Consider the following 23,059-nt stretch of genomic DNA (forward strand, 5'->3'; position numbering starts at 1 on the left):
CAACGCGTGTCTCTGATCCACGGAGGGGTAAAACCCGATCTCGAGGCTATTGATGCACGAGGGGCATTTTCAGGTTATCATAAGCGTTTGCAGTTGGACGCGTGGTTGACAGCAGCCCTTCAATTCTGCCGACTTTCAGACTCCTAAACGTCGGTTATGTGGCCGTAACATCCTCGGCATCCCCCTTCAATCCTCCCCCCTGCCAACCCAGCAGCTACTCTTTCCGCTTTCAAGGATTCTACCGATGACCTTTTCTCATCAAGCAACGCGCCGAAGCTTCCTGCAGGGCACGGCCGCCGCCGGTTCCGCCGCCTTCCTGGGCGCCTCCATGAGCCGCGCCTGGGCGCAGTCTCCCAACGAGCGCCCTGTATTCGCGACGATCGGTCTACGCAACCAAGGTTGGGGAATCACGGCCAAGTCGTTCAAATTTGCGGATTTTGCAGCCATGGCAGATGTCGATGCCAACGTGCTTGGGGAAAACATCGAAAAGGCGTCCATGCGACAAAGCAAGAAGCCGGACGCTTACAAAGATTACCGAAAAGTCCTTGACCGCAAAGACATCGATGCAGTCATGATCGCCACCCCTGACCATTGGCACACGAAGATTGCGGTTGAGGCAATGTACGCGGGCAAGGACGTCTACTGCGAGAAACCGTTGACACTGACCATCGCCGAAGGCAAGCTGATTGAGAAAGTTGTGGAAGAGACCGGACGCGTCTTCCAGGTTGGAACGATGCAGCGTTCCGAGTCCGAACAACGATTCCTGCTCGCCGTGGCTCTAGTGCAAAATGGGCGTATCGGTACGGTGCAAAAGGTAACCTGCGGCATCAATGGCATGGAGTCGTCTCCCGTGATTCCTGTTGTACCGGTGCCAGCCGAGCTCGATTGGGACTTCTGGCTGGGGCCAGCTCCCAAAGTCGACTACCGCGCCCTTCCTGAAATGCGCGAGGGCTACGGCGGCGGTGTCCCACTGTTCAGCAATTGTCACTACGCGTTCCGCAATTGGCACGAGTACTCCGGTGGCAAGCTAACCGACTGGGGTGCACACCATGTCGACATCGCCTGCTGGGCTCTGGGAGCCACCGAGACCGGCCCAAGTAAGATCACGCCGATCGAGTTCAGTCTGCCTGTGGAATACAAGGATGGCAACCCACTAGTTCACGATCAATACAATGCAGCCACCAGTTTCAAAATCGGAGTGGACATGCCGAATGAGGTGGAAATGATTATCACCAGCGAAGGTGACAACGGCATCTTGTTTGAAGGAACCAAGGGCCGTTTCTTTGTCAATCGCGGCAAAATCACAGGCAAGCCCGTGGAGGATTTGCAAGACAATCCGCTACCCGAAGATGCGATTGAAAAGGTCTACGGCGGACCAGTCAGTGAGAACCACACCGCCAATTTCATCGACAGTATGAAGTCTCGCAAACAACCGATTTCGGATGTCTGGTCCCACAATCGCATGCTAGAAATCTGCCACCTCTCTAACATTGCGATGCGTCTCAACCGCGAACTCGAGTGGGATCCGAAGAATCGCGAGATTGTCGGTGACGATCTGGCGAACTCCTTCCTGTCTCGCGAGTACCGCAAGGGGTTCGAAATTAACATGTAGTCTCCAGCCAACTGGGCTGCGAGCGTGCTATTCCAAGAGTTCGCCCCCACGCACATCAGGGTGTGGGGGCGTCATGGACAGAGACAATTCTTTTGAGCAGCATTGGCCTGGAGAGCACGAGAGCCGACTTATGACACTCGCATGAACAACGAGCAGGCAGAATCAGAAGCTGATCGGTCGATGCGGCGGCTATCGTATGGCGCTGTAGATGTTTTTGCGAATTTGTAGTAGGTCGGGATCATCATCATCGTCGCGAGGTAAGGGCCAATCGATAGGTTCTACCCCATTCTTTCCAAGTACTCCTTCAGAACTATCGCGTTGTTATGGCTCGTGTCTTTGGCAGCGTAGATCAGCAGAATGGGTTTGTCACCAGCTGAGTTCAAGAGCTCCCGAACGCACTTCAATTGAGCGTCAACTGCGAGCTCTCTCAAGTAGCGTTGACGAAACTCCGACCACTTCTCCAAGTCATGGTTGAACCATTTTCGCAATTCATGGCTGGGCGCCACTTCTTTGGCCCATTGGTCCAATTGCAGAGCTTCTTTCTTGACACCTCGTGGCCAAAGTCGATCGACTAATACGCGATAGTATTGCGGACTCTGGGGTAGAGCGTAGGCACGAGCTATGCGGATGGCGGAATCGGGTCGATTCATTTGAGTTACTCTTACAGCAATTAGTCTTGAGCTCGTCCGTGGTGGCAAGACTTGTGATGAACTGATTTCTTGCTGCCATTTGCACCTCCTTGCCCGCCCCATTCTCGCATTAGCCTACACCCAAGGTGATTGGATCTTCAAGGCTGAGTTCCCGCGCACCCCGTCACCGCGCCCCAGTCCGCGCCCCAGTCCGCGCTCATGCCAGCCCCCCGGCACCTGTCCACTGAAGTTGACTACCCTGGAACCCCTAGGCGACAGCAAGGGATTCAAAGCTGGCCAAATCGCGGCAATAGCAGCATTGAACGTTGCGGCATGCAGATTGCTCTCGCCGCTCCGAGAAGCTTCCTAGCCCTGCCAACTCGAGATTTAGAAAACCAAGATGGACGAGAAACTAGAGTCTATATTCTGGAATATTCAGCAACGCAATCAAGGTGAAACCGAATTTATTCAAGCGGTCAAAGAAGTACTTTTTTCGATGGGCCCAGTACTCGCCAAATACCCTAAGTTTGCTCAGCAAAAGATTATCGAGCGTATTTGCGAGCCGGAGCGGCAAATTATCTTCCGTGTTCCCTGGCAGGACGATCGGGGAGAGGTGCACATCAATCGTGGTTTCCGGGTGCAATTCAATAGTGCGTTGGGACCTTACAAAGGCGGCTTGCGTTTCAATCCATCCGTGAACCTTTCGATCATTAAATTCTTGGGTTTCGAACAGATCTTTAAAAACGCGTTGACCGGCATGCCGATTGGTGGTGGCAAAGGGGGGAGCGATTTTGATCCCAAGGGCCGCAGCGATGACGAAGTCATGCGATTCTGTCAGAGCTTCATGACGGAACTCTACCGACACATCGGAGAGTACACCGACGTGCCTGCGGGTGACATCGGCGTTGGCAAGCGGGAAATTGGCTATCTCTTCGGTCAATACAAGCGGATTAGCAATCGCTACGAGTCGAGCGTTCTGACGGGCAAGGGACTCAGTTATGGCGGTGCCTTGGTTCGCACCGAGGCGACTGGCTACGGGCTCGGCTATTTCGTGCAAGAAATGCTGGCCACTCGATCGGAATCGTTGGAAGGCAAGACTTGCATCGTCTCCGGTGCTGGCAACGTAGCCATCTACGCCATCGAAAAAGTCAGCCAGCTGGGTGGCCGCGTGGTAGCCTGCTCAGACTCTTCGGGGGTCCTATTTGACGAGCAGGGAATTAACCTCACGACACTCAAGCAGGTCAAGGAAGTCGAGCGATTGCCAATTGAGAGCTACTGCAAGACGCACAAGCATGCACGCTATCAACGTGGTGGCAACCTATGGAGTATCTCTTGCGACGTTGCCCTTCCTTGCGCAACTCAGAACGAACTCACTGGCAAAGATGCAGCGACCCTTTTGAACAATGGGTGTATCGCAGTTGCCGAAGGTGCCAACATGCCCACGACGCCAGAGGGAGTTGAATTATTCATTGAATCGGGCATTGCCTACGCACCGGGCAAGGCCGCGAATGCAGGTGGCGTGGCCACCAGCGCTCTGGAAATGCAGCAAAATGCATCGCGCGACGCTTGGTCTTTTGAATTCACCGATCGCAAATTGGCCAGTATTATGAAAGACATTCATGGTCGTTGCCTCGAGACTGCCGAGGAGTTCGGCGCACCTGGCAACTATGCATTGGGCGCAAACATCGCAGGCTTTATGAATGTCGCCGATGCGATGCAGGCCATGGGCTTAATCTAGTTCGAGCCCATCCCCGGGCCCTCCAGCTACGTCCAGACAATCCCGTCAATCTCGCCTGGCGGTTTTGGCGTTGACAAGGTGGGTCTGTTTCTCCAGCCTGTAGCCATTCAAAGCATCACAGGCGTAGCGAGGCATAGGGCACGTATGACGGAAACCGAGCGAAGTTTTTATCCGGCGGAAATGGCGGCTCACCTCGCCCGGCGATGGGCAGAGCAAAATCATCCCGCTGAAGGGCTTCCGGCAGATGATGCGTTAATCGTGCTGTTCGATCGACTCTATCAAGCGAGTTTGATGCGTGAAGAGGGGGAAGGGGTCAAGTGTAGGATCATTGTCGCGTCCCCCGACGATTTTCCGCAAAGCCTTGTCCAAGGAGTCGACCACCTTGTCGCACTAAGATTTACCGAAAGCAGCCCTTTTACTCCCCACAATGTCCGCAAGCTTGCGGGGGCTGCGGGCTACTATCGCGCCATGCTAGCGGTAGAGGTGCGCGATGCGAGCCCCCCTGCGATTTGGGGCATGATCATTACGGGTACCAGCTGGGTGAATCGCTTCGGGAGTGACCATTTTGAAGAGACGCCACTGCCCCCCAAACTGGTATTGCAAATACTTGCACCCGGTCACCTCATCGCAGCCTCAGGTTACACGCGAGTGTTCGAATCGACCGGAGGCAAATTGTTGACCGAGGGGTTTGATCCCTTCAACTCGCATTGGCTGCCCGAACGCTTCAGTACGCTGCGCAGTTCGCTGCTCGAAGAGTTGTCTGGAGCTACGCCCGGCCCCAGTGCCACCCAGTTGTGTGACAACTTCGTCAAAGATGTATCCCAGAGCGTGATTCGTCATGTTCTGAGTCTGGTTCGAACTCGCGGGCACGGTGGCATCTTGGCCTATTTGCCTGACGACTCAGACAACGGCGTTTTGACCAATCAATGGTTTCGGTTCCGAGTGCGTTTTACGGCCGACCTCCCCTCCCTTTGGTTTCGCACCCTGCTGGGCAGACTTATCAAACGCGTGCTGAAGGTCGGTGGAGGACTGGGGCTGCCCATCTGTACCTGGAATGACTATCGCAAAATGCATGACGCGGAAATCGCAGAACTGGATGAAGCCCTCATTGGATTGGGGCATTTCCTAGCAGATCTCATGTGCGTCGATGGCGCCCTCGTTCTTGGAAGCGATTTTCGATTGATCGGATTCGGTGGGGAAATCCTGGGAGAATTGCCAGTGTTCAAGATCCATCGGGCACTCGATCTGGAGGCTGAGAGTTCCCTGATGGAGCCCGCAGACACCTCGGGAACCCGCCATCGATCGGCCTACAGGCTGGTTAGCGGTGCCCGAGATACGATTGCCGTAGTGGTCTCCCAGGATGGAGACGTGCGATTCGTGGCACATCACTTAGGCCAGCTCACCTACTGGCCCTACCTTCCTTAGAACGCTACTCAATCGTGAGCTCAACTGCGTTGCAGTTGCACTCGCTTTTCGGCCGCCAATGGCCAGCAGTCTTGCACCTATTGCTGGCCGATATTTCGGTTGCTTGGAGTGGAGGATTAGCGACTTCCGTCGAACTCATGCAGATATCGGTGGACACAGGTAACCGCCAGAGAACCGTCTCCCACCGCAAATCCACATCGCTTGGCTGGAGAAATGGTTTGAAGAGGGCTTACTGTTCATCGGGGACGCAGCTCACGCGATGTCCCCAGTGGGCGGCGTCGGTATCAATTTGGCCATCCAAGACGCCGTTGCGACTGCTAACCGACTCACCGCCCCGCTGTTGGAAAATCGGTCACGATCAAAGACTTAGCTGCCGTGCAACGCCGTCGGGAGCCGGCGACTCGCAAGACTCAGCGCATGCAAAGGCTTATTCATGGGCAGCTCTTTTCGGAAGGCAAAGGGCCCGGAAAACCGTTTGCGCCAGCTTGGTACTTGCGCTTGCTCGTCCCCCTTCTAAGCCCAATTCTTCGTCGTTTTGCGGCCCGCCGGATTGGGCTCGGCTTTCAGCCCGAGCATATTGAATCCTTAAAAGGGATCGATCCAAGCTAAGCAACCTAAGGTGAATTGGTGTAAACTGGTGGTCCCTACCTGCGCCAGCTCTCTCCCCACCTCGGCTTTGAACATGCACACCTTTTCGTCTAAGTTGTGGACCTACACGCTCTTGTTGTTATGCGGGGGCTCCGGTCTTGCGTCTGAGCCACGCACGTTTGAAAAAGATGTTCGCCCGATTCTCAAAGCACACTGTTTTCATTGTCACGGCGAGAGCGGAGTCAGCGAGGGCTCCTTGGATGTACGCTTGCGACGCTGGTTGGTTCGCGGAGGCGACTCAGGAGAAGCCATCGTTCCCGGAGAGCCCACCGATTCCCTGCTACTCGAGCGCGTTGTCCAGGGGGACATGCCGCCAGAGGACAAGCGGCTGTCCGAAGCCGACATCTCCATCCTGCGTGAATGGATCCAACAAGGGGCCACAACAGCCCGCGAGGAACCGGAGTCGTTGGACAATGGGGACTACTTTACGGAGGAAGAACGGAGCTTCTGGTCCTTCCAGCCAATTGCCAGACCTCCGGTACCATCGATTGCCGCGGCCTCCATCCGCAATCCAATTGACGCATTTATTATCAATCGACTCCGTCAGCACGAATTGGAGCTTTCCCCCGAAGCGGATCGACGTACGCTCATTCGCCGATTGACGTACGATCTTTGGGGCCTGCCTCCCGACCCGCAAATGGTCGAGTCGTTTCTGGCAGACAGCGATCCCGCCGCCTACGAACGCTTGGTGGACCGGCTACTAGCTTCTCCCCGCTACGGCGAACGTTGGGGACGGCATTGGTTGGATGTCGCTGGATACGCGGACTCCGATGGGTACACAGAGGCCGATACCGAGCGTGAGTTTGCGTACCTGTATCGAGACTATGTAATCGACAGTTTTAACCACAACCTACCGTTCGATCGCTTCATCCAAGAGCAATTGGCCGGAGATGAAATGGGCCCCTCCGTTGCGGCTGCCGAGGAGCTATCCCCCTCCCGCATTTCTCAACTTGCGGCAACCGGCTTTTTGCGAATGGCTCCCGATGGAACCGCCTCTGCAGCCGTCGACCGCGACGTTGCGATCAATGAGTCAATTGCAGACACCCTCGATATTGTGGGCACCTCTTTACTGGGATTGACGGTTGGTTGTGCACGCTGCCACGATCATAGGTATGATCCGATTAGCCATGCCGACTACCACCGCTTTCGAGCCATTTTTGAGCCCGCGCTCGATTGGAAAGCCTGGCAGCCTCCCAAGCAGCGTCGGCGATCGCTTTACACCCCTGCGGAACGGGAGCAAAAAGCGGATATCGATCGGCGGCTGGCGGTCGCCGAAGAGACGCTCCGCAAGAGGAAGCAGGAGCATCTGGATCGAATTCTGCACGAAGAATTGTTGGTGGTGCCCGAGGACAAACGCCTGCTCATCAAAGCCGCTTTCGAAGCGAAAGCCGCCCATCGATCTCCGCTGCAAATCGCACTCCTCGAGGAATATCCCAGTATTGCCAGCATCTCCCCAGGCTCACTCTACCTCTACTCCAACAAAAGAGGACGCCGTGCCGACGATATTGAGCGCGTAGCGGCGGAACTGGAAACACAGTTTATTGAGCGAACACAGCTTGAGCGGACTGCCAGCTTACCGCCGGACCAGCAGCGAGAATTCCTTAGCTGGCTGTCTGCTACAACCGCAACGCAGAATGCTCAAGATCGTCCACGCAGGGAAGCATTCGCTGAGCTCGTAGTGACGGCAGATTCTCTGAAGCAATTTGCCCCTGATCGATTCGGTGAGCTCAAGCGCTACCGCGATGCGGCTGCAAGGTGTCGAGAGCTAGATGCGAACGCTGACCTTGCTAAGCTCGACGCCGAGATTAAGTCAATCCGGGCCCTGGCCCCGCCCGAACAATTTGTACGACTATTGACGGAACCACCTGATCATACGCCCACGACCTACCTGTTCCTTCGCGGAGACCACCAGCAAGCGGGGCAAGCCTGTGAACCTAGTGAATTGACTGTTTTGAAGAGTGCGTCGCCAACGACAATTCCGCACAACGATCCGCAGTTGCCCACCACAGGCCGTAGATTGGCCTATGCCAAGCATTTGACGAACGGTCAGCACCCGCTGGTAGCACGCGTGCTGATCAACCGCGTTTGGCTGCAGCACTTCGGTCGCGGCTTGGTCGACTCACCTGGCGACTTTGGCTACCTGGGATCCGAACCAACCCATCCCGCGTTGCTTGATTGGCTGGCGACGGAGTGGATGCAGCAGGGGTGGGATCTAAAATACATGCACCGCCTCATCTTGGGGTCGGCTACTTATCGCCAGCAATCGCAGCGTTCCGAAAAGCGAGATCGCGTTGATCCAGAGAATGCATGGTACGCAAGAATGTCAGTGCGACGACTCGAGTCGGAAGTGCTTCGCGACGCGATCCTCACCGTCAGCCACTCCATGTTGCACGAATTGCATGGACCCCCTGTCCCCGTTAAAGAAGATGCGGTTGGCCAGATTGTGTTGGGGCGCGAAATGCTCGATGGTGAGCGAAAGCCGACCGGAGACGATAGTGACTTTCCCGGCGTCTCCAGAAGGAGCGTCTACATCCAAGTCCGCCGTAGTCGTCCCCTGGCCGTCCTAGAGACCTTTGACCTGCCCACTGTTACCCCGAACTGTACGCAGCGCAGTTTTTCGAATGTAGCCACTCAGGCATTGATGCTGATGAACAGCAAATTCACCACGCAACAGGCAGATCTGTTTGCTGCGGATTTAGTGCGTTCAAATTCCGAAGTTGCCCAACAAATAGCTGCTGCGTGGCAGCGTTGCTATACCCAGGATATCACTCCTTCAGTCCTCGATAGTTTGCTTGCTTTTGTGGCGACACAGTCAGACCTATTCCTCGCCCGCGACAACAAATTGACTGCTGAAGTTGCGCATCACAAGGCGCTCGCTAGCGTCTGCCATGCGCTGCTCAGCTCCAACGAATTCCTCTATGTGGACTAAGGAGTGCCATGACCTCACAAGATTCGATTGAGCGTTCCACGCGACGCCATTTTCTCGCAGAATCCGCGATGCGTAGCGGTCCGGCACTGTTGGCTTGTCTCATTGCGCAGCGGGCCCAAGCAGAGCCGAAGAAGCCGCCCATAGGACGCGTCGGCTTCGATTTGAAGGCGAAGTACCCACCGCTACGAGCAAGCGCGACCGCCATGATTTCGCTGTTCATGCAGGGTGGGCCAAGTCAGGTTGATCTGCTGGACCCCAAGCCGTTGCTCAACAAACTCCATCTGCAAAAGTTTCCCGGAAAAATCAAGTATGACAATGCCGCGGAAGCCAGTTCCAAGGTTTTTGGCTCGCCCTGGAAGTTCAAACAGTACGGCGAGCATGGCACGGATGTCTCAGAGTTGCTCCCCCACTTCGCCACCATCGCCGACGAAGCATTGGTCATCCGCTCGATGCATACTGGGGTGAACAATCACGGACAGTCCATACATGCGATGAATTCCGGTCGGACGCAGAAGGGACGGCCCGCGTTGGGGAGTTGGCTGACCTACGCTCTCGGAGCTGAAAGCGAAAGTCTGCCGGCCTACATCGCCATGACCGATCCTAAGGGACTGCCCGTCGAGGGAGTCCTCAACTGGTCTAACGGCTGGCTTCCGTCTCTCTACCAAGGGACGGTGATTCGCTCAGTCGAGCCTCGAATTTTGAATCTACAACCACCTCCGGAGCTCTCCGGCGAGATCCAAGCCAACTACCTAGAGATGCTTGCCGGCCTGAATCGACGCCATGCAGAAAAACATCCCGGCGAACACGAACTGCAAGCCCGCATCGCGAACTTTGAGTTGGCCGAGCGTATGCAATTCTCTGCTGAAGAGGCTACCGACCTCAGCCGCGAGTCCCGTGCAACCCATCGCATGTATGGTATCGACCAACCTGAAACGAAAGAGTTTGGGGAGCGTTGCTTAATTGCGCGCCGTTTGATCGAACGCGGGGTGCGTTTTGTGCAACTCTTTACGAAAAATCAATATTGGGATCACCACGGTGGCATCGTCAAATCTCTGCCGGTAGCGTGTCGCAAGGTCGATCAACCTGCCGCCGCCCTAGTCAAAGATCTTAAACAACGCGGCATGCTCGACAGCACGGTAGTTCACTGGGGTGGCGAAATGGGACGCTTGCCGGTCATCCAGAACGAAGCCAATATTGGTCGAGATCACAATACCGATGGATTTTCGATGTGGGTAGCTGGCGGTGGATTCCGCAGTGGGATTTACGGTCAAACCGACGAGTTCGGTCACCACGCAGTTGAAGATGTCGTCAATCATTTCGATTACCACGCAACGCTACTGCGATTATTTGGAATCGACGCCGAGCAGCTTACCTTCGCGCAAAATGGAAGAGAACAAACTTTGATTGATGGACAACCTGCCAAAGTCATCCCCGGCCTATTGGCCTAACGGTCCCACCCCGGCTCGCTGATAGCGGCGCGTCTCGCCCCAGCACATACCAGGGCGTGAATACCAGTCGCTTGAGTCAACAGGGCGTTCAACGCAGCGGTGGCAGTACCTCGAAATCCCCTGGCGGCAACACCTTTCCTTGCTCAGGCACCGGTTTGCAATTTCAACAAGCCGGTGATCAGCCTAGGTAGCTGCCGTAGGATGACTGCCTACGCTACATCCGCTGCAAAATTGAACCGCTGGAAAACCTCACTCGATTCCCCCTGCAGCCCACAGCGATTGAGCAAGCACCGACGCGAGCGATGCTCAATCACCGTCTGGGTAAACCAATCAACAAGCTGCATGCCGACGTGCCCCGTGCCGGATCGGATTGCAAAATTGGGATTCGCTCCCAATCATTCTTCCCCGATGTCCGCTGGGGTCCACTTGGGAATGCCGCGTTCGGCCAATTGTCGTTCATACCGAACTGCTTGAGGTTGCTCGGCCGCGTAGGGCGCATCTTCGTTAACCATTAACGGCAACGTCTCGCTCCACCACTGCTCATAGGCCTTGCGCAGCTCCGCAACGACCTGCGGATGGTCATCTGCGACGTCCGTCTGCTCATAGGGATCATTGGCGATATCGAAGAGCTCTTGGTGATTCACTAGCCGCCAGCGTTGCGTGCGAACGGCACACCCGCGATACTTGCTATCGCTCGGGGATGCACCTTTTTCCCAACGTCCGATATGCACAAAGAGTTTGCGATCGGGCCACTCGGCCTGCGGATCTTCTAACAGTGGCAATAGCGATCGGCCATCTCGGGACTGAATGCCGGGCGGTATCTCTGCGCCGGCCAGCTCACACATGGTTTGAAAGAGGTCGATGTGCCCGGTCAGGGCGGGAATATCGACGCCCGCCTTCAGCTTGCCCTTCCAACACCAGAACGCGGGGACATGTGTTCCGCCTTCGTAGGGTGAATTCTTACCAGTTTTGAATCCTGCGGTATGCATCCGAACCTGCTTTCCATGCAGCTTTCCGCTAAGACCAGCTTGACCGTTGTCCGTCATGAAAATAAGCAGCGTATCATCCCATAGCTTCCATTCGTCCATCTTCTGGAGCAGCACTCCAAAGTTGTCGTCGATATTCTCCAGCATCCCGTACCTGCCTTGGGTATTGGCATCCCATCCCAAATTGGCAAAACGCTGCTTGTATTTGTCGGGAGCGAGCATCGGTCCGTGCGGAGCGTTCGTGGGGATGTAGGCGAAAAACGGAGTGTTGGAAGCGTGCTGCTCCTTGATCCATCCCAGCGCAGATTTGAAAAAGACATCGGTGCAATACCCCTCGGTTTGAACAATCGTATCGTTATGCAACAGTACGTTGTCAAAGTACCTTCCCTCCTTGGCTCGGTTTGGCGGGAAATCAGCGCAACTCCCCTCGTAGGATTGGCCAATCCCGCCGGCACCGTGAATAAAGACTTCGTCAAATCCGCGACGATACGGCTGATAAGCATCTTCATCTCCCAGATGCCATTTGCCAAAGATCCCCGTGGCGTACCCAGCGCTCTGCAACAGTTGCGGGAAAGTGGTGGTCGAGAGAGCCATCCGCTCGCGTTCTTTGATCGTGTGCGTCACGCCGTTGCGAAATTCGTGCCGTCCACTGAATATGGCAGAACGCGATGGAGCGCATGTTGGACTTACATGAAAGTCTGTCCAACGCGTTGCCATCTGATGAAAGCGATCCAAGTTCGGAGTTTTCAAAACTGGATTCCCCATGCATGACAAATCCCCCATACCTTGATCATCGGTCATGACCAAGATGATATTGGGCCGCGTCCCCGCTAGCGATTCTGCATGACACTTTGCAACTCCCCACTGGTTGAATACCACGATGCCGCATAGTACGAGTAAAACGGTTGTGCTCTTGCTCATCCTCGCCTCCCCTGTCCATCAACGTTAATAGTGTTGAGCCATCTGCTCATTGCATAGTCTACAGGCAATTGCCCGATAGCGGCGCAGTCGGAAACCTTCAACCAAGTTGAAGCGCGCAAGTTTCTCTTCAACTGGAAGAACCCTGTCTGAGAGAGGGCGCTAGTCCCCAAATGCGGTCTAGGCAACTTTTCCTCGCATTGCTTTCGTGGCCAACACAGTGCACCAACCGCCCAGACCCGTCCGATAAAACTTCGCGGAAGCAAACATAGTGCAAGTAGAAAGAAGGCAGTCTACGCCCCCCTGGAGCAAACCTATTAAGTAGAAAGAGACTTATTCTTTCCGGCCCTGCCGGCCGTTTGTCCACGCTTGGCGATGATACTCACGAACGCTGAAAGGAGCTCCGGCACCAAAAAACTATGGTTCAGCGAGCAAGCGGCTCACCAGCTTGCAAGTAGGCAAACGCAAAGGCAACACTCGAATAGAAAACACATCCCAGGCGATGCACGCCGCCCCGAGGAGCCCAACCAAGTCCGCGTGTTTGCGATAGTCTGCCGCTGAGCCAGAACGCGCGACAGCCACACGAGGGCGGATCAATTCGACGATGTGTCTGGCTGGATACCAAACGTGTTCAGATTCTAGACAGGTACCCCACGCCCCATAAGGCATGTCCCCAGCAAGCCTTGGCGGTCCAACAACTCTCTCTCCATCTCCCCCAGTTACTCTTGCACGTGAACTTCGTGGAGCCCCTTGGAATCAGCGGCAGCGCGGGCCATGCCTGGCGTATTAAACCGCATGACAATCTCGCCCTGGTGCCCGACTGCAATAATCCCTCCCCGCACCAGGCGTTCCGGGTTGTTCAAGACCTCAGCAATTGCTTCGTCCAGTGACTGGTGCTTGTATTCCATGCGTGCTGAGATGTCGTAGGCGACCGCATTCCGGATAAAATCCTCACCAATTCCTGTGCAAGAAACAGCACAGGTAGCGTTGTCGGCAAACGTTCCAGCGCCAGCAATGGGGGAATCACCGAGCCTACCGAACTTCTTATTATTCAAACCTCCAGTCGAGGTCGCTGCCGCGAGGTTTCCGGAATTATCCAAGGCAACACAGCCGACCGTGCCAATTCCATCGGAGAGTTTACGCTGAGCACTTTGCTGAGCCCGATGCAGACTAGCGCGACGATGCTCTGTCGAAAAATAGCTATTCGGAACTCGTTCAATTGTTGGATCGTCTGCGTATTCGTCGGCAAATTCCTCCGCCCCTTTGGAAACCAGCAGAACGTGCGCTGTATCAGTCATGACTTTCCGAGCTAGCGAGACTGGATTTTTGACGGTGGTTACCCCACCCACTGCCCCCGTGGCTCGGTTTCGCCCGTCCATGATGGTGGAATCCAGCTCGTGGTTTTCGGCCGCATTAAACACGGCCCCTTTCCCAGCATTGAAATAGGGAGAATCCTCCAGCAGTCGTACGACCGCTTCCACCGTATCCAAGCTGCTCGCACCACTTTGCAACATGCGTTCACCGACGCTTAAAGCGTGTTCGAGCGCCGTCGCTTGCGCGGCGCTCCACTCTTGGTTCGACGGAACACTACCGGCGCCACCGTGGATAACGATTGCATACTTTGGAGCTGACTCTTCGGCCTGCAATACCGAACCCCACAAACCGCCAAAGCTGAAAAACGAGAAAAACGCTAGCGCAATCGCCAGCCGCTCTCGCGTCTGAGGGCGTCTACCAATTTTTAGGATTTCCGCAATTGCGCGTCGCGTCATTTCAAGCTTTCCATTTTCCAGTGTGCCCCCCAGAACGCACCGGCAGAGCTCGTGCCGGCGCGCAAACCATCTCTACGCAGCCGTTAAACGTTCAGTGAAACGGTTGGGCTGTCAGCGACATTAACCCAAACATGCACGTGTGGGGCGCCTCGGTAGTGCCAAACAAAGGAGGGGCCTTCGAGTCGCCAATTATCCCAGACTTCATCCTTGCCAAGATCGTTGTCGGTGAAGAAGGAGAGATGGCAGGCATCCAATCCCCCCTGACTCTTTAAACATGCAAGAGCCTCTTGTTGGTCCGATTGCCGAAACGGTTCGACCAGCTTCTTCAACATGACCTGCATCTCAGCCTTTTGATCCGCGGACAATTCGGTGACGGGGATGCCAGTGAATCGTCCATCGTTCCCTTGAAAGCCGACTTTCTGCTCGCCCGTAGTCTTGGCGACTTGGGCCGCTTTGCGCTGTTTGCCATCGAGCATCTGGTAGACATTGTTTGCCGCTAAAGCTTGGTTCCAAAAAACGTTACCAGCGTGATCGGCCTCTTCATCTCCGCCGGTAGGTGCGTGACCATAGAAGATAGGCCCACCAAATGCGACATGTTCAGCAGAATCCCCGTCGCACCGAAGTGTCATGTGCCGCCCGGTCAAGACCAACTCAAATTTATCATCTCCCGGCTTGCCGAAGATCGCAATACTTTGCTCTTCACCAAAGCCTCCGCAATCGTCATCCAACTGTTGGTCAAACTTCGAAATCCACTGAGGATCCAAGATGCCTTCGAAGACTTTACGGATCAGATCCTTTTGGTCCGCAGTATAAAAATCGCTATTTACCTCCTGCTCATTGATCATCCAGTTGGCCGAGACGCGCGAGCGGAGCAAGCCCCGTTGCGGATCGATATGATTCCAGTCGTAACACATCTTGGAGCGTTGCTCCTCTTTCAGCGAATCGTACAGCACCTTGACCAGCGATTCTGAGGAGGAAGTTTTCTCAGCGGCAGCTGAACCGATGCCTATGGGTAGACACGACGAAGCAGCCACAACGGCCGCAGATTGCTTGAGGAAGGAACGTCGATCGCGTGGAAGAATGAGGCTCATAGTAGACTCCGTTAGAATTGAGGTGGGATCGCGGCCCGCCGCCGTCTACGACAGACGATGACTTGCATTGGATGCAGTGAAGTCGATCGATAAGCAGGGCGACTGGCTGGCGCTAACGCATAGCCTACCCCATCCGCTGGGTGCGAGTCAAAGGAATTCTTTCGACCGCTGAAATCCCACTATTGTGGACACTCCGCCCATCGCCGATCGTGAACGATTCGGCGGTCTAGAGACTTCTTCAGCTCAAGCACTGCACCACGTAGACTTGATGGAAAGAACTTCCCACGGAGCTAGCGTTTCTCCAGCCGCTTGATAATCGATTCCATGATCTCCAGCTCGGTATAATACATTGCGCTAGGGTCGATACGTTTTTCATCCAGCCATTCAAGCCGCGCCTTGACGCGTGGCTGCTGAGCGACCCAAGGCAATATCCCTAGCCAAACGATCCCTAACGCTACGATTGCGAGTCCCAGTTGCCCGATGCCCGATGTTTTCAGTTTGACTATCCAGCTGGGTAACGGCATAAATGAAAAGGTGTCAGACACCTTGGAGTTAAATGCAGGGGACTTGTGGGTAAATTGGAGGTGCAGCACGACTCACCATTGAAGGCGTTCGATTGAACCATCTACCAATCTAGATTATGTTCGTTGCTACCGCAGGTCCAGGGCCGCTGGCGTTTTCCGTAACTAACCGAGAGTGGCCGTGGTTCAGCCGGCTCGTAATCGGCCCAGTTGAAATCGAGCGATGGTAAGATGTCTTCTTCCAAGTTTCCTGGCTGGGCGACAACGAACGACCTGCCTACGCAGCAGGGTGAGAAGCAAACTGAGCAATACAGCATTTTAGGTTAGTTCCGACGCATTGATGATAGGCAACACGATTCTCCAGTTTCTACGGGCGACCGGAAGTCGCATCGCGACCCTAATAGCATGCGTGCTCTTGCTGCAAACCAGCCTGTTGCTCTCCCAGGACAATCTGCCTAAGGACATCCCTGATTCGATTGCAACGTTCATCGATTCGACCTGTGTATCCTGCCACCAGGGTGCTGAGCCAGAAGGCGGACTGGCGTTTGACCAGCTTGGTTTCAACCTTGCCAACGAAGAAACGGCTCGTCGCTGGATTCTCGCCTACGATCGGGTATTGGCGGGCGAGATGCCCCCTCAGCAGGAAACACGTCCCGATAGAAAAGCGGTTTCTCAATGCCTGGAAACTCTGGCTTCGGCCATCCGCGTTGCAGAATCCCAACGCAACGACGTGGTACTGCGGCGGTTGAATCGCGACGAATACCAGAATACGGTTCGCGACCTATTCATGGTGGACGTCCAGATCCACGGGCTACCGGAGGATTCCAGTACCGATGGTTTCGACACCGTTGGCGAAGGCCTCGCTGTTTCTGCAGAAGCCATGACCGCCTACCTGCAAGCCGCCGACCAAGTACTAGACGCCGTCCTAGGCAGCCCAGTAGCACCTGTGCGCATTCTCCATGAGACCAACTTGCTCGACCAAGTGGACTGGCAGGGGAATCCTCAATTGGAATCCCAAATAGGGAAGATGTTTCGGCGTACTGCTGACGGGCTCGTCATCTTCCAATCGGGATATTGCCCAACGAACCTCGTAAATTTTGCTCGTTTACGTGCACCAGCCGGAACCTACCGTGGCACGCTACGCGTCCGCGCGGTGCAGAGTGACAAACCGGTAACGCTTAGAATCTACGGTGGCGATACCATTGTAAATCGCCGGGAACGCCATCTCGTGGGATACTACGATGTTCCTCCCGGAGAATGGACGACGATCGAATTCACCGATCGCCTCGTGGAACCAGGCGGAACCTTTCAGCCCAAGTGCTACGGCACCCGTGACACGCGTAAGGAGGCAGATACGTGGCCAGAGCCCGGCATCGAGATTGGTGATATTGTGATTGAGGGCCCCATCGAGGAGTGGCCCCCGGCGGCTCGAGGTCGATTGTTGGGAGATCTCAACGAGGAAACCGCCACCACCCTCGACGCGCGACGCATCCTTGAACGAGTATTGCCTCGCGCATTTCGTCGCCCCGTTCTGCCAACGGAGTCCGAGCTGTACCTCGATTTATTCACTAGAGCTCGTAGCCAAGAGCGATCATTTCTGTCGGCGCTCCGGATCAGCCTCAAAGCAATTCTGTGCTCTCCCGAGTTCCTGTTTTTCCACGAAACGGGGGAGAATTCCCTCGATCAACATGCCTTGGCAACGCGGCTTTCCTACTTCCTCTGGAGCTCGATGCCCGATCAGGAGTTGACCGACCTCGCCAACGCAGGAACATTGAAAACCCCTGAAATCCTAAGAGCACAGGTCGAGCGACTTCTCACTTCCCCGAAGGCTAAGAAATTCAATTCCAATTTCACCGGCCAGTGGCTCGGGTTACGGGAGATCAATTTCACCGAACCGGATGCCAATCTCTATCCCGAGTTTGATGAGCTGCTGCGGATTTCGATGGTACGCGAGACGGAGATGTTCTTCCAAGAAATCCTGCAACATAACCTCAGCCTCGTCAACTTCGTCGATTCCAAATTTACTTTTCTGAATGGCCGCCTAGCAAGCCACTATGGAATCACTGGCGTAGAGGGACAGGCGTTTCGCAAGGTGAGCTTACCGGCCGATGGACCGCGTGGCGGGCTGTTAACTCAGGCCAGTGTTTTGAAAGTCACCGCCAATGGCACCTACACTTCGCCCGTCCTGCGGGGTGTCTGGGTATTGCAGAATATCATCGGCCAACCGACTCCACCGCCACCCGATAACGTCGGTTCAATCGAACCCGATATTCGAGGTGCAACCACGCTCCGCGAACAGTTGGCCAAGCATCGGAGTCTCGATTCGTGCGCAACTTGCCACCGAACCATTGATCCCCCCGGTTTCGCACTGGAGTGCTTCGATCCCATAGGGGGATTTCGTACCGAGTATCGCACCATGGCTGCGGAAGGTCGACGGCCAGAGATCGGGCAGGCGCCGTTCACCTATGCATGGGTGCGATATCGCATCGGCCAACCCGTCGATGCAACCGCTCTCATGCATGATGGACGCTCCATCGAAAGCATCCAAGACTTACGAGCAATTATTGCTTCGGATCCAGAGCTTATTTCCCGCACTCTAACCAAGAAGCTGCTGACCTACGCCGTGGGGCGTAGAATCCTATTCTCCGATCGCCCAGCCGTCGAAGAAATAGTTCAGCAAACGCGCAAGCAGAATTACGGTTTCCGATCGCTCGTACACTCCATCGTCCAAAGCACTATGTTTCAACAACAGTAACCCGCAACAACCACCATGCCCAATCCCTATCGCAGAACCTTCCTACGTGGTGCTGGAGTGGCTCTGGCATTGCCCCTGCTGGAATCCAGCCTACCCGCCGCCAAGCAAGACAAACCTAGATGCCGCCGTCTGGTAGCGATTAACATTGGTTTGGGCCTACACCTTCCCAACATTGTGCCACAGCAATCCGGTAGGAATTACGATTTGCCCACCTATCTCAAGCTGCTCGGAGACTTCCGAGAGCAGTTCACCGTGATCTCCGGGGTATCCCATCCGGAGGTGGGCGGTGGGCATTCCTCCTACAAATCTTTTCTAACGTGCCAACCTCACCCCAACAGCGCTGGATTTCGCAACACGATTTCCTTAGACCAATTCGCTGCAGCAAAATTTGGAAGTGAAACGCGGTTTGCATCACTAGCACTCAGCAGTTCAGGCCCCGGTCTTGCCTGGTCGCGGAGCGGCGTAGAGATTCCGACGCTGACGCGTCCCTCATTCGTGTTCCAAAAACTTTTCCTCGCAGGCAACCCCGCGGAACGAGCGCAGCAAACACAGCGTCTGCAGGAGGGACAAAGCGTGCTGGACGTGGTCATGGAAAAAACCAAGCGTTTGGAGAGTAAACTCAGTGGCCGGGACCGCGATAAACTTGACCAATATTTCGAAGCGGTCCGCGAAGCCGAACGGCGGTTGGCCAAGGCAGAAGCGTGGGAGCAGAAGCCTAAGCCGGCGGTTGACGTCAAACCACCTCAGGACGAACGCGATAGTAAGAAGATTGTTGAGTGCATGCGTTTGATGTACGACGTCATGCATTTGGCATTGGAATCGGATTCGACCCGCTTCGCCACCTACAACATTGCTGGCATGAATGCAGTGCCCGTGATTCCTGGAGTGGACAGCGACTACCACAATTTGTCCCACCATGGGAAAGACCCTGCCAAGATTGCGCAACTCACACTGGTAGAATCGGCTCTCATGCAAGAGTTTGGACGATTTCTCCAAAAGCTGTCCGAGACGACTACTCCAGAGGGCACGCTGCTTGACTCCACGATGGTGCTCTTCGGCTCCAACCTTGGAAACGCCAGTAGCCACGATACGAAGAATATGCCAATCGTCTTGGCGGGCGGCGGCTTTCAACACGGTCAACACCTCGCCTTTGATCCGAAGAATAACTACCCACTCCCCAATTTGTTCGTTTCGATGCTGCAACAACTGGGTATGGAAACTGACACCTTTGGAACCGGAACTGGAACCATGGCAGGTCTGACCAGCCAAACCTGAAAGCCCCGCGAGAGAGATGATGAATCGACGAACCGCACTTCAAACAGGGATCGGGCTAGCACTCGCGAGCCCGCTCTTAGCCGCTGTGCAAAACAGCCGACTCGAGGCGGCCGCCGCAGTGCTGCAACACGCAACCTCCACGGGACAAATCGACGCTGCCGCCCTGCACGTCTGGCAAGCCGAGCGTGAGTCGGCATGGGCCTTTGGCGCCGCCACCGACCACGATGCGATTTTCTTGTTAGCGTCTATTTCCAAACCCATCAGCGTGGCTGCGATAATGTCTTTAGCGGACGCCGGTGAGTTTGACTTGAACGACTCGGTTCAAAAGTTTCTACCGGAATTTCGCGGGGAGGGACGTGAACGGATCACGATGCGTCACCTCTTCACGCATGCTTCTGGACTTCCCGATCAGTTGCCTGAAAACTCAAAACTGCGCGCCGCTCACGCGTCACTCTCCGAATTCGTCACCGCAGCTATTCGCACTCCACTGTTGTTTCCTGCAGGAACAAGGTTTGGATATAGCAGTATGGCAATTCTATTGGCGGCCGAAGTAGCCACCCGCATCAGTGGGAAACCCATTGCCCGCCTCGTTGAGGAAACCGTTTTGCAACCGCTGGAAATGAAACACTCCGCCCTAGGCGTGGGGCAACTTCCCACCAGCGATTTAATGCGTTGTCAGGTTGAAGAGGCTGCCCCCGAATCGGGCGCTGGTGCACCGTCGGCCCAAAACTGGGACTGGAACAGTGACTACTGGAGACAACTTGGCACTCCCTGGGGTGGCATGCATGGTTCCGCTGCTGACGTCGCTCGCTTTCTGCGCGCCTTCCTGCATCCTCCCGAGGGCTTTCTCAAGCCCGAAACGATTGCGCTCATGCTCCGCAATCAGAACCCACCTGACATGTGGCCAAGAGGTTTGGGGTTTGACCTGGGAAGTGGCTTGAGCGGCCCTCAGCGCAGCCCTAACGTCTTTGGGCACACCGGTTCAACCGGTACGCTGTGTTGGGCCGATCCCGACTCCGACTCGCTATGCGTCGTCCTCACGACACTCCCTAGCCAAGCGGCCGCGCCGCACCCCCGCAGTCTCGCGGCCGAGCATGTTGCGGAGGCGGTGCGTTAAACTCGCGCGAAAAAGTCACTCGGCCTGCTTCAGCTCCTCAAGGTTTGCTTTACCGAGCGGCCAGAGTTCGAAGCGGCGCACCCACATTTCGGCCTGTTCCGTCTGCAGTACCAATTTGCCTGAATCGGGCTTCGCATCGAAGGCTTCGTTGACCATCACGCCATTCACTCTGTAGACCAAGTGTCCGCCTTCAGCAATGACTTCCATCCGAGTCCACTCCCCCATGGGGCTCTCAACATCTTCTCGGCCTCGAAAGTCAATCCTGTCGGCCCAATCCACATCGCGACCAAACCAGTTAATGCGGCCGCTGGACAGCGTCGTCCTTTCCGCACCTTTGCGCCACACCTTTTCGCCGTCACGATCTTGGCCAATTTCGGCTGTGAGCGTAGTTGGCAGAGCCTGACCGGTAACGGGATCGATTCCCGACAAGACGAGAATATCGCCAACGCCCCCTTCGATGATTTGAGCTTCGATCGCGGCCATCCAAGTATTGTGGAATCCACCGTCTGGTCCCCATGCGTGGACGAGCACTCCCGAGTCTCGAGCGCGATCGACACGATCGCCCCAGGTTTTTCCTCCCCATTTGAATTCAATGACCAAGTGGTAGTCGCGGTAGGTTTGATTGGTAATCAGACCTCCGTAGCCGTCTCCTGAGATGTGCAGCATCCCATCTTCTACCGCAAAGACCTTCTTGGGATCCGAATAGGCAGAATCACGATTCCAGCTATAGAAGCCTTCCAAATTTCGACCGTTGAAGATTTGCACGGGACCATCGACCGGACTGATGGCCGCATCGCCCGACGGTGGCTCCGCCGGCTCACCCGGCAGCTCTCGGATCGCGATATTGCGAAACGCGACAGGTTCATTGTGCCCCGCAAAACCAAAATATCCACTTTCTCGCATTGCACCAGCTGGAACATGGCCTCCCCCTAGGAACTCTTTGGCTTCCGACAAATCGGTGTCAAGAATGGTAAAACCATTGAGTTCCACAAGCAATCGACTACCCCGCATCGTAACCTGTTGAAAATTCCACTCTCCCACTGGACGCAAATAGCCGCGGTGTGCTGCCGCCAACCCATAGGCTGAACCATGGTGTTGACGCGGATCGATGTCGGCGTACTGCGGATCTTCTGAGTCCAAAATTTGCAATTCAAATCCCTCAAGATTGGGAGAACCTTCTCCTGCATACCGCAAGGCCAGTCCGTTGTTTCCACCTGGCTCAAGTTTGAATTCCAATTGGGCAACAAAATCAGCATACTCATTCTCACTGAAGACGGTCCCACCCATTCCCTTCTTCCAAACCAACGAGCCTTCAACCACTTCGCAGCTCGCTAGATCGCCTTGCCAACCAGTTAGATCCCTACCATTGAAAAGAGGCTGAAAACCACTGCTTGGGGCTTGTTCTGCCAACAACGCGTTGGCTTCGCTGGCAGGAATTTCACGCACATACAGATCGCGGAAGTAGAGTGTGTTGCCGTGGTTTTGCAATTCAATTTGGCCGCGCGGATAGATGGGCAAATTGCGGTCCCACAAATTCTCCATTACCACATTTTCCGAGACTAGTTGATCATTCAGCTTGATGGTGACTCGCTCGCCAAGCATACGAATGTAGAACGTGTTCCATTGCCCCACTGGTTTATCGGCTTTGATTAGCGGGAAGCGAGGGTGCTGTTGGTTATTCCACAACGCCCCCGATCCGTTCTCGGCACCGTGGCGGAAGTAGTCGACGTGCTCAGTATCCCAAATCTGTACCTGGGGACTACCGCGCAGGTAAATTCCGCTGTCGCCCCCCGTGCCGATCTTCCAGTCGACGTAGAGCTCAAAATCTCCGTAATCCTTAGCCGTACAAAGGCTCTTGCCTGCTCCATCGAATACAAGGACGCCATCAACGGCCTTCCAGTGAGCTCGCATGGACGCGTCAGCCTCCGCCTGGGCCGCCGACAACTCGCTGGCTGTCATCTCGGCCCGCGTTTTTGGATTCCCGACGAGGCCTTTCCAACCGGTCAAATCAGTCCCATTGAATAGCGGAACAAATCCAGCTGGAGCTTCAGCCAAGACTACAGTCGTGGAGAACAGAGTCAGAACTAACGCCAATAAATTTGCCCGTAGCACTGCTGGGAAAAGCACATTATGCATGAGAGTGTCGCCTAGAGTTGCACCCGTACGTCATTCGCAACTGACGCCGAGCACGCGGGGAA

General features: G+C 55.2%; 15 protein-coding genes. 9 read left to right on the forward strand and 6 right to left on the reverse strand.

The annotated features are described in order from the left end of the window. Window positions 1-244: 244 nt before the first annotated feature. Window positions 245-1,612, forward strand: coding sequence for a Gfo/Idh/MocA family oxidoreductase (locus Q31a_RS15715; protein WP_145079745.1), 1,368 nt, complete (start codon window positions 245-247; stop codon window positions 1,610-1,612). Between the two features lie 278 nt (window positions 1,613-1,890). Here the strand turns inward: Q31a_RS15715 and Q31a_RS15720 are convergent, their stop codons facing one another. After that, entirely contained in the window at window positions 1,891-2,262 is a 372-nt protein-coding gene (locus Q31a_RS15720; RefSeq protein WP_145079748.1) for a DUF488 domain-containing protein, read from the reverse strand. Between the two features lie 379 nt (window positions 2,263-2,641). On the opposite strand from Q31a_RS15720, the gene gdhA reads away from it, so the two are divergent. From gdhA to Q31a_RS15745, 5 genes are all read left to right on the forward strand, one after another. After that, the gene (gene gdhA / locus Q31a_RS15725; protein ID WP_145079752.1) at window positions 2,642-3,979 is read left to right on the forward strand and encodes an NADP-specific glutamate dehydrogenase; all 1,338 of its coding nucleotides are present in this window, start codon (window positions 2,642-2,644) and stop codon (window positions 3,977-3,979) included. A 144-nt stretch (window positions 3,980-4,123) separates the two neighbouring features. Next, on the forward strand, window positions 4,124-5,404 hold the full coding sequence (locus Q31a_RS15730; protein WP_145079756.1) for a putative sensor domain DACNV-containing protein: 1,281 nt from the start codon (window positions 4,124-4,126) through the stop codon (window positions 5,402-5,404). Window positions 5,405-5,609: 205 nt separating this feature from the next. Continuing rightward, entirely contained in the window at window positions 5,610-5,774 is a 165-nt protein-coding gene (locus Q31a_RS31430; RefSeq protein WP_391575336.1) for an FAD-dependent monooxygenase, read from the forward strand. Window positions 5,775-6,023: 249 nt separating this feature from the next. Then, entirely contained in the window at window positions 6,024-8,981 is a 2,958-nt protein-coding gene (locus Q31a_RS15740; protein WP_145079759.1) for a PSD1 and planctomycete cytochrome C domain-containing protein, read from the forward strand. An 8-nt stretch (window positions 8,982-8,989) separates the two neighbouring features. Continuing rightward, a complete protein-coding gene (locus Q31a_RS15745) occupies window positions 8,990-10,429 on the forward strand; it encodes a DUF1501 domain-containing protein (RefSeq protein WP_145079762.1) in 1,440 nt (479 codons plus the stop codon). A gap of 395 nt (window positions 10,430-10,824) precedes the next feature. On the opposite strand, the gene Q31a_RS15750 is transcribed toward Q31a_RS15745, so the two are convergent. The 4 genes from Q31a_RS15750 to Q31a_RS15765 form a co-directional block, all read right to left on the reverse strand. Continuing rightward, window positions 10,825-12,336, reverse strand: coding sequence for an arylsulfatase (locus Q31a_RS15750; RefSeq protein WP_145079765.1), 1,512 nt, complete (start codon window positions 12,334-12,336; stop codon window positions 10,825-10,827). Between the two features lie 716 nt (window positions 12,337-13,052). Continuing rightward, entirely contained in the window at window positions 13,053-14,102 is a 1,050-nt protein-coding gene (locus Q31a_RS15755) for an isoaspartyl peptidase/L-asparaginase family protein (protein ID WP_145079768.1), read from the reverse strand. A gap of 83 nt (window positions 14,103-14,185) precedes the next feature. Further along, on the reverse strand, window positions 14,186-15,193 hold the full coding sequence (locus Q31a_RS15760) for a DUF3500 domain-containing protein (protein WP_145079771.1): 1,008 nt from the start codon (window positions 15,191-15,193) through the stop codon (window positions 14,186-14,188). 290 nt (window positions 15,194-15,483) lie between these two features. Then, window positions 15,484-15,717 carry a hypothetical protein gene (locus Q31a_RS15765; protein WP_145079774.1) on the reverse strand — a complete coding sequence of 78 codons (234 nt, stop codon included), beginning with the start codon at window positions 15,715-15,717 and terminating at the stop codon, window positions 15,484-15,486. 337 nt (window positions 15,718-16,054) lie between these two features. Here Q31a_RS15765 and Q31a_RS15770 point away from each other — a divergent pair, with 337 nt between their 5' ends. From Q31a_RS15770 to Q31a_RS15780, 3 genes are read left to right on the forward strand one after another with little or no spacing between them, the layout of a single operon-like run. Continuing rightward, window positions 16,055-18,469: a DUF1592 domain-containing protein gene (locus tag Q31a_RS15770; protein WP_231690779.1), complete on the forward strand. Its 2,415-nt coding sequence runs from the start codon at window positions 16,055-16,057 to the stop codon at window positions 18,467-18,469. 15 nt (window positions 18,470-18,484) lie between these two features. Continuing rightward, a complete protein-coding gene (locus tag Q31a_RS15775; protein ID WP_145079780.1) occupies window positions 18,485-19,744 on the forward strand; it encodes a DUF1552 domain-containing protein in 1,260 nt (419 codons plus the stop codon). 16 nt (window positions 19,745-19,760) lie between these two features. Next, window positions 19,761-20,861, forward strand: a complete 1,101-nt coding sequence (locus Q31a_RS15780) for a serine hydrolase domain-containing protein (RefSeq protein WP_231690780.1) — start codon at window positions 19,761-19,763, stop codon at window positions 20,859-20,861. Window positions 20,862-20,876: 15 nt separating this feature from the next. Here the strand turns inward: Q31a_RS15780 and Q31a_RS30235 are convergent, their stop codons facing one another. Continuing rightward, window positions 20,877-22,997: a 3-keto-disaccharide hydrolase gene (locus tag Q31a_RS30235; RefSeq protein WP_197355313.1), complete on the reverse strand. Its 2,121-nt coding sequence runs from the start codon at window positions 22,995-22,997 to the stop codon at window positions 20,877-20,879. Between the last annotated feature and the right edge of the window lie 62 nt (window positions 22,998-23,059).

The sequence above is a fragment of the Aureliella helgolandensis genome, from assembly GCF_007752135.1.
GTDB classification, from domain to species: Bacteria; Planctomycetota; Planctomycetia; order Pirellulales; family Pirellulaceae; genus Aureliella; species Aureliella helgolandensis.

What these genes read in the sequence shown, in the direction of transcription:
- Q31a_RS15755 (WP_145079768.1), bottom strand. Translation starts at nt 14,102, where the DNA reads ATGACGCGACGCGCAATTGCGGAAATCCTAAAAATTGGTAGACGCCCT.
- Q31a_RS15765 (WP_145079774.1), bottom strand. Translation starts at nt 15,717, where the DNA reads ATGCCGTTACCCAGCTGGATAGTCAAACTGAAAACATCGGGCATCGGG.
- Q31a_RS30235 (WP_197355313.1), bottom strand. Translation starts at nt 22,997, where the DNA reads ATGCATAATGTGCTTTTCCCAGCAGTGCTACGGGCAAATTTATTGGCG.
- Q31a_RS15750 (WP_145079765.1), bottom strand. Translation starts at nt 12,336, where the DNA reads ATGAGCAAGAGCACAACCGTTTTACTCGTACTATGCGGCATCGTGGTA.
- Q31a_RS15780 (WP_231690780.1), top strand. Translation starts at nt 19,761, where the DNA reads ATGATGAATCGACGAACCGCACTTCAAACAGGGATCGGGCTAGCACTC.
- Q31a_RS15730 (WP_145079756.1), top strand. Translation starts at nt 4,124, where the DNA reads ATGACGGAAACCGAGCGAAGTTTTTATCCGGCGGAAATGGCGGCTCAC.
- Q31a_RS15715 (WP_145079745.1), top strand. Translation starts at nt 245, where the DNA reads ATGACCTTTTCTCATCAAGCAACGCGCCGAAGCTTCCTGCAGGGCACG.
- Q31a_RS15775 (WP_145079780.1), top strand. Translation starts at nt 18,485, where the DNA reads ATGCCCAATCCCTATCGCAGAACCTTCCTACGTGGTGCTGGAGTGGCT.
- Q31a_RS15760 (WP_145079771.1), bottom strand. Translation starts at nt 15,193, where the DNA reads ATGAGCCTCATTCTTCCACGCGATCGACGTTCCTTCCTCAAGCAATCT.
- Q31a_RS15745 (WP_145079762.1), top strand. Translation starts at nt 8,990, where the DNA reads ATGACCTCACAAGATTCGATTGAGCGTTCCACGCGACGCCATTTTCTC.
- Q31a_RS15720 (WP_145079748.1), bottom strand. Translation starts at nt 2,262, where the DNA reads ATGAATCGACCCGATTCCGCCATCCGCATAGCTCGTGCCTACGCTCTA.
- Q31a_RS15770 (WP_231690779.1), top strand. Translation starts at nt 16,055, where the DNA reads ATGATAGGCAACACGATTCTCCAGTTTCTACGGGCGACCGGAAGTCGC.
- gdhA (WP_145079752.1), top strand. Translation starts at nt 2,642, where the DNA reads ATGGACGAGAAACTAGAGTCTATATTCTGGAATATTCAGCAACGCAAT.